General features: G+C 63.6%; 13 protein-coding genes. 2 read left to right on the top strand and 11 right to left on the bottom strand.

Annotation, left to right across the window (positions count from 1 at the left end):
• Window positions 1-38 precede the first annotated feature (38 nt).
• Window positions 39-446 carry a response regulator gene (locus OUZ49_RS06240; protein ID WP_266149188.1) on the top strand — a complete coding sequence of 136 codons (408 nt, stop codon included), beginning with the start codon at window positions 39-41 and terminating at the stop codon, window positions 444-446.
• Between the two features lie 94 nt (window positions 447-540).
• Here OUZ49_RS06240 and OUZ49_RS06235 read toward each other — a convergent pair whose 3' ends face one another.
• The 6 genes from OUZ49_RS06235 to napE form a co-directional block, all read right to left on the bottom strand.
• Complete coding sequence (locus OUZ49_RS06235; protein WP_266149187.1) at window positions 541-978, bottom strand: hypothetical protein; 438 nt, start codon at window positions 976-978, stop codon at window positions 541-543.
• Between the two features lie 399 nt (window positions 979-1,377).
• Window positions 1,378-1,977, bottom strand: a complete 600-nt coding sequence (locus OUZ49_RS06230) for a cytochrome c3 family protein (protein ID WP_266149185.1) — start codon at window positions 1,975-1,977, stop codon at window positions 1,378-1,380.
• A gap of 2 nt (window positions 1,978-1,979) precedes the next feature.
• Complete coding sequence (locus OUZ49_RS06225) at window positions 1,980-2,552, bottom strand: nitrate reductase cytochrome c-type subunit (protein ID WP_266149183.1); 573 nt, start codon at window positions 2,550-2,552, stop codon at window positions 1,980-1,982.
• A 12-nt stretch (window positions 2,553-2,564) separates the two neighbouring features.
• Window positions 2,565-5,060, bottom strand: a complete 2,496-nt coding sequence (napA, locus tag OUZ49_RS06220) for a periplasmic nitrate reductase subunit alpha (protein ID WP_266149182.1) — start codon at window positions 5,058-5,060, stop codon at window positions 2,565-2,567.
• A gap of 11 nt (window positions 5,061-5,071) precedes the next feature.
• Window positions 5,072-5,353, bottom strand: a complete 282-nt coding sequence (locus OUZ49_RS06215) for a chaperone NapD (RefSeq protein ID WP_266149181.1) — start codon at window positions 5,351-5,353, stop codon at window positions 5,072-5,074.
• Window positions 5,354-5,459: 106 nt separating this feature from the next.
• The gene (gene napE / locus OUZ49_RS06210) at window positions 5,460-5,618 is read right to left on the bottom strand and encodes a periplasmic nitrate reductase, NapE protein (protein WP_266149180.1); all 159 of its coding nucleotides are present in this window, start codon (window positions 5,616-5,618) and stop codon (window positions 5,460-5,462) included.
• A gap of 209 nt (window positions 5,619-5,827) precedes the next feature.
• On the opposite strand from napE, the gene OUZ49_RS06205 reads away from it, so the two are divergent.
• Window positions 5,828-6,367, top strand: a complete 540-nt coding sequence (locus OUZ49_RS06205; protein ID WP_266149179.1) for a molybdopterin-dependent oxidoreductase — start codon at window positions 5,828-5,830, stop codon at window positions 6,365-6,367.
• Here OUZ49_RS06205 and OUZ49_RS06200 read toward each other — a convergent pair whose 3' ends face one another.
• The 5 genes from OUZ49_RS06200 to OUZ49_RS06180 are packed head-to-tail and all read right to left on the bottom strand — an operon-like array spanning window position 6,368 to window position 12,393.
• Complete coding sequence (locus tag OUZ49_RS06200) at window positions 6,368-6,598, bottom strand: formate dehydrogenase subunit delta (protein ID WP_266149178.1); 231 nt, start codon at window positions 6,596-6,598, stop codon at window positions 6,368-6,370.
• Window positions 6,595-7,440, bottom strand: coding sequence for a formate dehydrogenase accessory sulfurtransferase FdhD (gene fdhD / locus OUZ49_RS06195; RefSeq protein ID WP_266149176.1), 846 nt, complete (start codon window positions 7,438-7,440; stop codon window positions 6,595-6,597). The genes OUZ49_RS06200 and fdhD overlap by 4 nt, the downstream gene beginning before the upstream one ends.
• Window positions 7,440-10,322, bottom strand: coding sequence for a formate dehydrogenase subunit alpha (gene fdhF, locus OUZ49_RS06190; protein WP_266149174.1), 2,883 nt, complete (start codon window positions 10,320-10,322; stop codon window positions 7,440-7,442). Before fdhF ends, fdhD begins: the two co-directional genes overlap by 1 nt.
• A gap of 14 nt (window positions 10,323-10,336) precedes the next feature.
• Window positions 10,337-11,896, bottom strand: coding sequence for a formate dehydrogenase beta subunit (locus tag OUZ49_RS06185; RefSeq protein WP_266149172.1), 1,560 nt, complete (start codon window positions 11,894-11,896; stop codon window positions 10,337-10,339).
• A complete protein-coding gene (locus OUZ49_RS06180; RefSeq protein WP_266149171.1) occupies window positions 11,893-12,393 on the bottom strand; it encodes a formate dehydrogenase subunit gamma in 501 nt (166 codons plus the stop codon). The genes OUZ49_RS06185 and OUZ49_RS06180 overlap by 4 nt, the downstream gene beginning before the upstream one ends.
• Window positions 12,394-12,401 lie beyond the last annotated feature (8 nt).

Genomic DNA, 12,401 nt, shown 5'->3' with positions numbered 1-12,401 from the left:
ATGCTCACGTTATTGCGATAGCAAGCGTGCGCAGCGGCATGAGTCGAGCCACGATCATCCTGGCGGAAGACCACCCTCCGATCGCCGAGCAGATGTGCCATCTGCTTGCGGAGGATTTCGACGTGCTCGCCGTGGTCGGGCATGGCGAAGCCCTGGTCAAGGCTGTGCTGCGCCTGCACCCGGATGTCGTGGTCACCGATATCAGCATGCCGGGCATGGATGGCATGCAGGCGGCGCGCGAGCTGATCAGCGAGCGCCCGGCACTCGCTGTGGTCTTCGTGACGGTGCACGACGATCCGGCCCTGGTGCGCAAGGCGCTCGATATTGGCCGAGGTTACGTGCTGAAGGCGTCTGCGGGCGAGGAGCTGGTCGACGCGGTGCAGAGCGTGCTTAACGGTGGGCGCTTCCTGTCCGCTTCGCTGAGGTCCATCGACGGCCATCGTTGAGATGGGCTGAAGGCCCTCGCCAGGCGAGGGCCTCTCCGAAGCGCGATGGAGCCTTGCGCTGATGTCGACCTGCCGGCATCAGCCGCCCGCGCGATTATTTGAGGATCAACTCGCGCGTCAACAAGCTGCCCTGGAGTTCACGCATCGACTCCCGGTCCATGCTGGCCTTGTCGCGTGCGTCCATGGGGCCGAGTGTCTTGGTGGCGATGGCGTCGGACTCATCGGTGCGATCGAGCGCGGCCATGTTCGGGTAGGTGATGGTCAAGACCAGGTCGGCATCCTGCGGCGTGCGCGCTTCCTCGCTGTAAATCGCGTAACCGGTGATCAGGCCGGCCTTCTTCAACGCTTCCATTTGGGCTTTATAAGGCCCGGCCAGATATTTCATGTAATTATTGAATTGCCCGGGTTTGACTTTGACGAAACTGACCCGAGTTACGTGGCCCTCCTTATAAGCCTTCGCATCCTGCGCATAGGCCGATCCCACGGCGGCGAAAATCAGCAGCGACATGAAAAGCATGGTGATGCGCTTCACGGGTCATCTCCTCGATCGGGGTGATTGAGCTGGTGATTTTCACGCTACGCGCTGCATTTTGACCCGTCAATTGGCAATATTTCCATGGCGATGGCCTTGGACGTCTATATGTTTCAATCTTGAATCAGTCGTGTGCTTGGAGGACTTTTTTTATTCAAGTCGAGGACTGAATAACTCGTAGCGACGGCGTGCGCTGTAACATGCCTGACACAGCCAAAGCGAATTGGGAAAGAGCATGCATTTGATCGTCATTCCCGCGAAAGCGGGAATCCAGTGCCTTAGTTTTCAACGGATTGAAAGTCGCTGGATTCCCGCTTTCGCGGGAATGACGAGTCTTTTGACGTTGCTTGGGGTGAGGATCGCGTCCGAAAGCTCTACGGGACTCCAGAGCAAGAGTCGTCAGCCCTGCGGTATCCCCGTCATATCAGGCAGGTGATGTGCGATGCCCTTATGGCAATCAATGCAGGTCTTTTCGCCCGTGACCAGCCAGCGCTGGTGTATCTGTGCGGCTCGCGTCGATTGTCGGGTCAAATCCATTGATGCGTAGTTGTGGCAATTTCTACATTCCAGCGAATCGTTTGCCTTTAGTCGCGCCCACTCGTGTTCGGCGAGCACGAGGCGGTGGTCGAGAAATTTCTCGCGCGTGTTCACCGTGCCGAATATCTTGCCCCAGACCTCCTTGGACGCCTGCATCTTGCGCGCGATCTTGTCGGTCCAGTTATGCGGTACGTGGCAATCGGGGCAGGTGGCGCGCACGCCGGATCGGTTGCTGTAGTGGATCGTGGTTTTCAGCTCCTGGAACACGTTGTCACGCATTTCGTGGCAGCCGGTGCAAAACGCCTCGGTGTTGGTCGCTTCAAGTGCGGTGTTGAATGCGCCCCAAAAGACCACGCCAGCAATGAAGCCGCCCAGAGTGAGAAAGCCGAGGCTGTAGTGGACACTTGGTTTGCGCAGAATGCGCCAGAACGTCGCCACCCACGGCTTGATCCGCGCCCACATGGTCAGTTCCCCTTTGCTTCGGAGAGCACGGTGTCGATGTCCTTGAACGTGTTCGCGACCAGGGGCTTGGCGTCGGTCTGCACCACATGGCACTGGTTGCAGAAGTAACGGCGCGGCGAGATGGTGGCGAGGAACTGGTCGTTGCGATCCATGTAATGAGTGACGCTGACCGGCGGCGCCTGGAATTTGTCCGCATTGGCGCGCGCATGGCAGAGCAGGCAGCGATTGGAATTCTTGTCGATCTGGTAGTTGTCGATCGAGTGCGGAATCGTGGGCGGCTGCATGGGATAAGCGCGGTTGCGCCGGATATCCGTATTCTCCACGCGCGCCATCGGCGGTGGCGGACCTTCCTCGCTGATCGGTACGCCACGGCGCAGCGCATCGATCTGTTGGCCTGGCGGCGGCGCTTCAGGCGCTGCAGGGGCTGCAGGCCGCGGCGCCGATGCCGGCATGCCGACCATGGCATGCGATCCGCTCCTGTCGCTGTGCCCCAGCTTTTCCCCGGCCACGAAGGCGATGGCGGCCACCACCACGACGACCACACCAGCAATGAGCATGAGAGGCTTGTCGCGCATGTCTGTGTCCTCCTAGACCGCCAGCACCTTGACGGCGCACTTCTTGTAGTCGGTCTGCTTGGAGATCGGGTCGGTCGCGTCCAGGGTGACCTTGTTGATCAACTGTCCCGCGTCGAACCAGGGGACGAAGACCACGCCGCGCGGCATGCGGTTGCGGCCGCGGGTCTCGATGCGCGAGCGCATTTCACCGCGACGGGAGACCACCTTCACCTCGTCGCCGCGCTTGAAGCCCCTCGCCTTGGCGTCGTCGGGATTCATGAACACGACCGCCTGGGGGAAACTCCGGTACAACTCGGGCACTCGCATGGTCATGGAGCCCGAGTGCCAATGTTCGAGCACGCGGCCGGTTGACAGCCATAGATCGTATTCGGCGTCTGGCATCTCCGCCGGCGGTTCATAGGGCAGGGCCCAGATCACCGCGCGCCCGTCGGGATTGCCGTAGAACTGGAAGCCGGTGCCGGCCTTCACATAAGGGTCGCTGCCCTCGCGATAACGCCAGCGCGTCTCCCTGCCTTCGACGACCGGCCAGCGCAGGCCGCGTGCCTTGTGATACTCGTCGAAATAGGCGAGGTCATGCCCGTGGCCACGGCCGAACTCGGCGTATTCCTCGAACAAGCCCTTCTGCACGTAGAAGCCAAACGCAGCGGACTCGTCGTTCTGGTAGCCCTCCTCGATCTGCGACACGGGGAATCGATCCACCTTGCCGTTCCGGTACAGCACGTCGAACAGGGTCTTGCCCTTGAACTGCGGATTCGCTGCCAAGATTTCTGCGGGCCAGCATTCGTCGGTGGTGAAGCGCTTGGAGAACTCCATCAGCTGCCAGAGATCCGATTTCGCCTCCGCCGGTGCCTGGACCAATTGGTGCCAGAACTGGGTGCGCCGCTCGGCGTTGCCATAGGCGCCTTCCTTTTCCACCCACATCGCAGCGGGCAGGATCAGGTCGGCTGCCTGCGCGGTGACGGTGGGATAGGCGTCGGATACGACGATAAAGTTTCTTGCATCGCGATAGCCCGGATACGTCTCCTGCATCAGGTTCGCGCCGGCCTGCATATTGTTGTTGACCTGCACCCAGTAGGCGTTGAGCACGCCGTCCTTGAGCTTGCGGTTCTGTTCCACCGCGTGGAAGCCGGGCTTGGGCTGGATGATGCCCTGGGGAATATTCCAGATCTCTTCCGCGTGTTTGCGGTGTTCCGGATTGGTCACCACCATGTCGGCCGGCAGGCGATGGCTGAAGGTGCCGACTTCGCGCGCGGTGCCGCAGGCCGACGGTTGTCCGGTCAGCGAGAACGGGCTATTGCCGGGTTGGGCGATCTTGCCGGTCAGCAGGTGCAGGTTGTAGACCATATTGTTGGCCCACACCCCGCGCGTGTGCTGGTTGAAGCCCATGGTCCAGAACGACGTCACCTTGATCGCGGGGTCGGCATAGAGTTCGGCCAGCTTCTCCAGCCAGCCACGCTCCACTCCGGTCATCTCCACCGCCTTTTCGATGGTGTAAGGCGCGACGAAGGCAGCGAACTGGTCGAAGTCGATGACTTCGCCACCATTGGGGTCCTTGGCGTTCTTGGCTTTCAGCTCAAGCGGATTGTCGGGGCGGAGCCCATAGCCGATATCGGTATTGCCGCGCTTGAAGCTGGTGTGCTGGTTGACGAAGTCCTTGTTGACGCGGCCGCTCTTGATGATGTGATTGGCGATGTAGTTGAGGATGACCAGATCCGTCTGCGGGGTGAACACGATCGGCAGGTCGGCCAGTTCGAAGCTGCGATGCTCGAAGGTGGACAGCACCGCGACCTTGACGTGGGGATTGGACAGGCGGCGATCGGTGACGCGCGTCCACAGGATCGGATGCATCTCCGCCATGTTGGAGCCCCACAGCACGAACGCATCGGCCGCTTCGATGTCGTCGTAGCAGCCCATGGGCTCGTCCATGCCGAACGTGCGCATGAAGCCCATCACGGCCGAGGCCATGCAGTGGCGTGCATTCGGGTCGAGGTTGTTGCTGCGGAAGCCGGCCTTGAACAGCTTGTTGGCGGCGTAGCCTTCCCAGATCGTCCATTGGCCGGAGCCGAACATGCCGATCGCTTCCGGCCCCTTTTCCTTCAGCACGCGCTTGAATTGCGCCGCCATGACATCGAAGGCTTCGTCCCACGTCACCGGCGTGAAGTCGCCGTCCTTCGCGTACGTGCCATTCTTCTTGCGCAGCAGGGGCTGGGTCAGGCGATCCGCGCCGTACATGATTTTTGACAGGAAGTAGCCCTTGACGCAGTTGATGCCCCGATTGACTTCGGCCAGCTCATCGCCGTGGGTGGCCACCACGCGACCGTTCTTCACGGCCACGTTGACGCCGCATCCGGTGCCGCAGAAGCGACAGGGCGCTTTGCTCCATTTCAGTTGGGTGAGGTCGCCTTCCAGCAGCACATTGCTCGCCGCGGCCGGCAATGCCAGTCCCGCCACATTCGCCGCAACCGCCACGGCGGTGTTGCGGATGAATTCCCGTCGCGTCATGGTCATACGTCGACTCCTCAACTCGACAAGCCAGGCTCCATCGGCTGGTCAAGCTCGCCAAGCGATTCCACATGGTGATAAATCAGTGACACGTTCAGCACGCCAGGCAGTAATTCCAGCGCGTCAATATGGTCCATCAGTGCGCGTTGATCATTCGTTTCGCAGAGCACGACGCAACGGCAATCGCCTTGCGCCGCGATTTCAAGTCCAGCATGCGCCTCCACCAGCGCCTTGATGGCCGGCAAAGCTTCATGACGATGCAGCAGCACGAGGCTGGAAATATGTTGCTCGTCGTTCATGGCGCGGCACCTGCCTGGGCTCGACAAGCTGTCGCGTTTGCACGCACTTGCGGCGCAACCGATGTCGCGAGGTAGCTTGCATGGGAAGAGGCGTCGACGATCATGCTCAAGTTCCCGGCGGGCCGTTGAACATTTGCCACACCCAGACGGCGAACCCATAGGAAACGACAATCGCCACTGCCAGGGCAGGGAACAAGGCCACAGTCAGGACCAGGAAAACCGTCCGCTCCTGCTGTTTTGTAATCGTCTCGGGTGACGCTTCCATCTGGACCTCGGCGAGGCAGAGAAGACGCGGCGGAAACCGTTACGCCAGTGTACATCGCCGCTCCCTGGCTTTCTCCGGCGTTTTGACGCATTCGATTGATGCCGCGGACCCAGGCGCAGGACGTTCGATATAGAGTGCCGCGAACACCTGCAGGGAGTTGCCCTGCGGTGCGTGAAAGTCATGTGAACCTTTTCCTGCGAGGATGACGAATGGCGAGCAAGGCGGTGGCGTCGTTTCGAAGTGGATGGCTGGCGATCGGTTGCCTGCTTGCGTTTGCGGTAAGCGCCGCGGAGCCAACTTCACCGGTCGTACGGGCTCAGGCGGTCAGCCTGCTGCTGCCAGGCAAGCCGGCACTGACGCTCGAGGCGTCTGCGCTCGCCGCCATGCCGCATACCGGCATCCGGGCGGCGGCTCACGATGAGTCGCCCAGCGATTGGCGTGGCGTGGCGCTGCGGGACATCCTGCTGCGCGCGGGCGTGCCGCTGGACAAGCCGCTGCGCGGCAAGGCGTTGGCGAACTTCGTGCGGGTGACGGCGACCGATCACTACCAGGTGGTGTTTGGCCTTGCCGACCTCGATCCGTCGCTGGGCAACACGCAGGTGATCCTGGCCGACCAGAAGGACGGCAAGCCACTGGCCGAGGACGGACCTTTTCGGCTGGTGGTTGGCGGCGATCAGCGTCCCGCGCGTTGGGTTCGCAGCGTCGCTGCCATCGAGATCGTCGACGGCTCGTCGACGGACCAGCCCTGATCAGCCAGCGTCTGCCGGTGGTACGTCCAGTCCGGCCACGGCTTCCCTGGCGAGCGGCAGCAGGCCTTCACCGCCTGCGCCAAGATGGACCTTCAATTGGCGGCGCATGACCGGGTCCCAGAACCGCTTGAGGTGGTCGCGCACGCTGCTCACCGCCAGCTCGTGATCGGGCTCGACCTCGAAGAAGGTCGCGATGTCGTTCGCCATGGTGACGAGCCGTTCGATGTTCATGGCGACTCCTGTCCTGCCACCGGGAGCAGGCGATCGGGATGGGTGTAGACGTTGTGGCTGCCGGGACGCGTAAAGCCCACCAGGGTGATCCCCGCACTGCGCGCCAGCTCGATCGCCAGGGCGGTCGGCGCGGAGATCGCGGCCAGCATGGTGATGCCGGCGCTGGTTGCCTTGGTGACCATTTCGTAGCTGGCGCGGCTGGTGACCAGTGCGAGGCCGTTCTCCGGGTCGATCTCGGCGCGGCGCATGGCGCCAATCAACTTGTCCAGAGCGTTGTGGCGCCCGACGTCCTCGCGCACCAGCGCGATCTCGCCGTCGCGCGTGGCCCAGGCCGCGGCATGCACCGCACCGGTGGCCTCGTTCATTGGTTGCCGAGCCTGCAGTTCCCGTTGTGCGCGCTCCAGCGCGTCGCGCGTGTAGGTGCGGCCGGCGCCAACCGGCGGGTGTTGCCGGATCGCCTGTTCCAGTTCGCGCGTGCCGCAAATGCCGCAGCCGCTACGCCCAGGCAGCAGGCGTTCGCGCTCGGGGCCAATGCGCGCGCCGGGGGCATCCTCGGCGACCTGCATCGCCAGTTCGATCCCCTCGAGCAATGAGTTCTGCTCGAGTTGGAGCAGCTGCGCCGGATCATCGATCAGGCTTTCGCTGAGCGAGAAGCCCAGGGCGAAGTCGTCCAGGTCGTGCGGCGTGGCCATCATCACGGCGAAGGTGGCGCCGTTGTAGACCATGGCTACCGGTACTTCCTCGGCGATGCAATCGTCCTCGCGGATGACGGTGCCGTGGCGCCAGCGTTCGACGGGCCGCAGCACGAAACCCGCCTGCGCTGCATCAGGCAACGGCTTCATCAGGCCGGCTTCGTCGACGGGTTCAGCAGTGCTTCCTGCGCATCCGAGAAGGCGCGATGGCGCTTCTGCCAATCGGACGGCTGGGTGACCCGGGTCACTTGCACGGCGGTGACCTTGTACTCGGGGCAATTGGTGGCCCAGTCGGAGTTCTCGGTGGTGATCACGTTGGCGCCGGAGCCGGGGAAGTGGAAGGTGGTGTAGACCACGCCTGGCTGCATCCGCTCGGAGATCATCGCGCGCAGCACGGTGTCGCCGGCACGGCTCTGGATGCCGACCCAGTCGCCTTCGTTGATGCCACGCTCCTCGGCGTCATGCGGATGGATTTCCAGCCGGTCCTCGTCGTGCCACATCACATTGGCCGTGCGCCGGGTCTGCGCGCCTACGTTGTATTGGCTGAGGATGCGGCCGGTAGTGAGAATCAACGGATGCTCGGCGTTGACCTTTTCCGCGGTCGGTACGTACTCGGTAAGCATGAAGCGGCCCTTGCCGCGCACGAACTCGTCGACGTGCATCACCGGCGTGCCGAGCGGATGCTGGTCATTGCACGGCCACTGGATCGAACCCAGCTGGTCGATCTTGTCGAAGCTGACGCCGTGGAAGGTGGGCGTGAGTTGCGCGATCTCATCCATGATCTGCGTCGGGTGCGTGTAGTTCATGGGGTAGCCCATGGCCTGCGCGAGCAGCTGGGTGATCTCCCAGTCGGCATAGCCACCCTTGGGCTCCATCACCTTGCGCACGCGGGAGACGCGCCGCTCCGCGTTGACGAAGGTGCCGTCCTTCTCCAGGAACGAACTGCCCGGCAGGAAGACGTGGGCGTACTTGGCGGTCTCGTTGAGAAACAGATCCTGCACCACGATGCATTCCATCGCGGTGAGGGCCGCGGTGACGTGCTGGGTGTCGGGATCGGATTGGGCGATGTCCTCGCCCTCGATATAGAGCCCCTTGAAGCTGCCGTCGAGAGCCGCCTCGAACATGTTGGGGATGCGCAGGCCCGGTTCGCTGAGCAGGGGCACGCCCCAGGCCTGTTCGAACGAGTGACGCACGGCATCGTCGCCGACGTGGCGATAGCCGGGGAACTCATGCGGGAACGAGCCCATGTCGCAGGAGCCCTGCACGTTGTTCTGTCCGCGCAGCGGATTCACGCCAACGCCTTCACGGCCGATATTGCCGGTCGCCATGGCCAGGTTCGCAATCGCCATCACCGCGGTGGAACCCTGCGCATGTTCGGTGACGCCCAGGCCGTAGTAGATCGCGCTATTGCCACCGGTGGCGTACAGCCGCGCGGCGCCGCGCACAATGGACGCTGGCACGCCGGTCACCGACTCCATCGCTTCGGGGCTGTACTTGTCCTGCGCCACGAACGCGCGCCACTTGGCAAACGCCACTGCTTCGCAGCGTTGGGCGACGAAGGCCTCGTCGACCAGGTTCTCGGTGACGATGACGTGGGCCAGCGCGTCGAGCACCGCTACATTCGTGCCTGGCCGCAGGCGCAGGTGGTAGTCAGCCTGGATATGCGGCGTGCGCACGAGGTCGATGCGGCGTGGGTCGACCACGATCAGCTTGGCGCCCGCACGCAGGCGGCGTTTCATCTGCGAGCCGAACACGGGGTGGGCGTCGGTGGGATTCGCACCGATCACCAGCACGACGTCGGTAGCCTCGATCGAGTCGAAATCCTGCGTGCCGGCCGACTCGCCCATGGTTGCCTTGAGCCCGTAGCCGGTGGGTGAATGGCAGACGCGCGCACAGGTATCGACGTTGTTATTGCCGAAACCGGCGCGTACCAGCTTTTGCACCAGGTAGGTTTCCTCGTTGGTGCAGCGCGAGGAAGTGATGCCGCCTACCGAGTGCTTGCCGTAGCGCGCCTGCAGCCGCTTGAACTCGCTGGCGACATGGGCAATCGCCTCGTCCCAGCTGACCACTCGCCAGGGATCGGAGATGCGGGCGCGGATCATCGGCGTGGTGATGCGATCGGGGTGCGTGGCGTAGCCAATGGCGAAGCGTCCCTTGACGCAGGAGTGGCCGTGATTGGCGTGGCCATCCTTGTTCGGCACCATGCGCACGATGTCCTGGCCTTTCATCTCGGCGCGGAAGCTGCAGCCGACGCCGCAATACGCACAGGTGGTGACGACGCTGTGCTCCGCCTGGCCCATGTCGATCAGCGATTTCTCGGACAACGTCGCGGTCGGGCAGGCCTGTACGCAGGCGCCGCAGGAGACGCATTCGGAATCGAGGAAGCGGTTGTCCTGGCTGGCTGCCACCTTGGACTCGAAGCCGCGTCCCTGGATGGTCAGCGCGAACGTGCCCTGGACCTCTTCGCAAGCGCGCACGCAGCGCGAGCAGGCGATGCATTTGGATGGGTCGAAGGTGAAGTAGGGGTTGGATATGTCCTTGGCTGCGAACAACGGATTGGCGCTGCCGTCCTTCTTCTCGGCATGGACATGATTGGCGCCGTCGTACCCGTAGCGCACCTCGCGCAGGCCGACCACGCCCGCCATGTCCTGCAACTCGCAATGACCGTTGGCGGGGCAGGTGAGGCAATCGAGTGGGTGATCGGAGATATACAACTCCATCACCCCGCGCCGGATCTCGGCCAGCCTGGACGTCTGCGTATGCACTTTCATGCCGGGACTGACCGGCGTGGTGCAGGAAGCCGGGTAGCCCTTGCGACCCTCGATTTCCACCAGGCACAGCCGGCACGAGCCGAACACCTCGAGCATGTCGGTGGCGCAGAGCTTGGGGATGCCGATGCCCATCTGCGCGGCCGCGCGCAGCACCGAGGTGCCCTCCGGCACTTGCACGCTACGCCCGTCGATTTCCAGCTCGACCATCGTAGTGGACGTCGCTTTTGGCGTGCCGTAGTCGATCTCGACGATGGACAGCATGGTGCGTTACCTCCTCAGTGCGCCGCTTTGTCGGCGGCGCCTGCGAAATCCTCGTGGAAATGGTCCAGCGCGCTGAGCACCGGGAAAGGCGCCATGCCGCCGAGGGCGCACAGGGAACCGTCGATCATGGTCTGGCAGAGATCGCGCAGCAGGACCTCGTTGCGTTCGCGCTCGATGGCGTTGCCGGCAAGCATGCGATCGATCACTTCGACGCCGCGGGTGGAACCGATGCGACATGGCGTGCATTTGCCGCAAGACTCGATGGCGCAGAACTCCATCGCGTAACGCGCCTGCGCCGCCATGTCGACGGTGTCGTCGAAGACCACCACGCCGCCGTGACCCAGCATGCCGCCGATGGCGGCAAACGCTTCGTAGTCGATCGGCGTGTCCAGCCGCGACGGGGGAATATAGGCACCGAGCGGACCGCCGACCTGGACCGCCCGCAGCGGACGACCGCTGGCGGTACCACCGCCGAAATCTTCGATCAGCTCGCGTAGCGTGGCCCCAAACGCCAACTCCACCAGACCTGTTTGCTTCAGATTGCCGGCCAGCTGGATCGGCAAGGTGCCGCGCGACTTGCCGCTGCCGTAGTCGCGGTAAAAGCCGGCACCACGATCCAGGATGATCGGCACCGAGGCGAGCGTGACCACGTTGTTGATCACCGTCGGCTTGCCGAACAGGCCCTGGATCGCCGGCAGCGGCGGCTTGAAGCGGACCTGGCCGCGTTTGCCTTCCAGCGATTCGAGCAGCGAGGTTTCCTCGCCACAGATATACGCACCAGCGGCCATGCGGACTTCCAGCTGGAATGCCTTGCCGCTGCCGCAGACGTTGTCGCCCAGATAGCCCGCCGACTCGGCAGCGGCGATGGCCGCCAGCAGGGCACGCTGTGCGTGCGGGTATTCCACGCGCAGATAGATGTAGCCGCGGGTGGCGCCGACGGCGAGGCCGGCGATGGTCATGCCCTCGATCAGCACGAAGGGGTCGCCTTCCATGATCATGCGATCGGAGAAGGTGCCGGAGTCGCCTTCGTCCGCATTGCACACGATGTACTTCTGCCCGGGGGGCGCGTCCAGGCAGGTTTTCCATTTGATGCCGGCAGGGAACGCTGCGCCGCCACGGCCGCGCAGCCCGGCATCGAGCACGCTTTGCACGATGTCGATGCCGCTCATGCGCAGCGCGTTCGCCAGGCCGCGATAACCCCCGTGGGCACGGTAATCATCCAGGCTGCGCGGATCGACGATGCCGACACGGGCGAAGGTCAGGCGCTGCTGGCGCTTCAGATACGGGATCGATTCGGTCGGCCCGAGGGCGAGTGGATGCTGTGCCGTCTGCAGGAAGCCTGCATTGAACAGCGAGGGCACATCCTCCGCCTGCACCGGGCCGTAGGCGACGCGGCCAGCCGTCGTTTCGACTTCGACCAGCGGTTCCAGCCAATACATGCCGCGCGAACCGTTGCGAACCAGGCGCACGTCGGCGCCACGCCGCGAGGCCTCGGCACTTATCGCCTTGGCGACGGCCTCGGCGCCCAGCGAGAGCGCGCTGGCATCGAGCGGCACATAGACGGTGATGCTCATGGCGCCTCCGTCTTCAGCCAGGCGTCAAAGCGCTCGGGGGTCATGCGCCCCTGTAAATCCCCGTCGACCATCATCGCCGGCGAGCAGGCGCAGTTGCCGAGGCAATAGACCGGCTCCAGCGTGTAGCTGCCATCGGCGGTAGTCTCATGGAAGTCCACCCCCAGCCGTTGCTTGACATGGTGCTCCAGCGTCGCGGCGCCCATGGCCTGGCACGATTCCGCCCGGCACAGGTAGATGACATGCCGTCCGGCGGGCTGCTGGCGGAAGAAGTGATAGAAGCTGATGACGCCGTGCACATCGGCCCGCGAGAGGTTCATCTCGCGGGCGATCAGCGGCACGGCTTGCTCCGGTACGTAACCCAGCGCCGCCTGCACGCCGTGCAGGACCGGGAGCAGGGCACCGGGCGTGTCTTTCAAGCGGCCAGTGACTTCGAGCACGACATCCCGGACATGGTCCGGGATGTTCGGCATCGCGGCGCTATTCACTGCGCGTTTCATGGGTTCAC

Source organism: Dyella halodurans (assembly GCF_026283925.1).
GTDB lineage: Bacteria > Pseudomonadota > Gammaproteobacteria > Xanthomonadales > Rhodanobacteraceae > Dyella > Dyella halodurans.
Note: the sequence above shows the minus strand (reverse complement) of the source record. Positions and strands in the feature narration are given on the sequence as shown.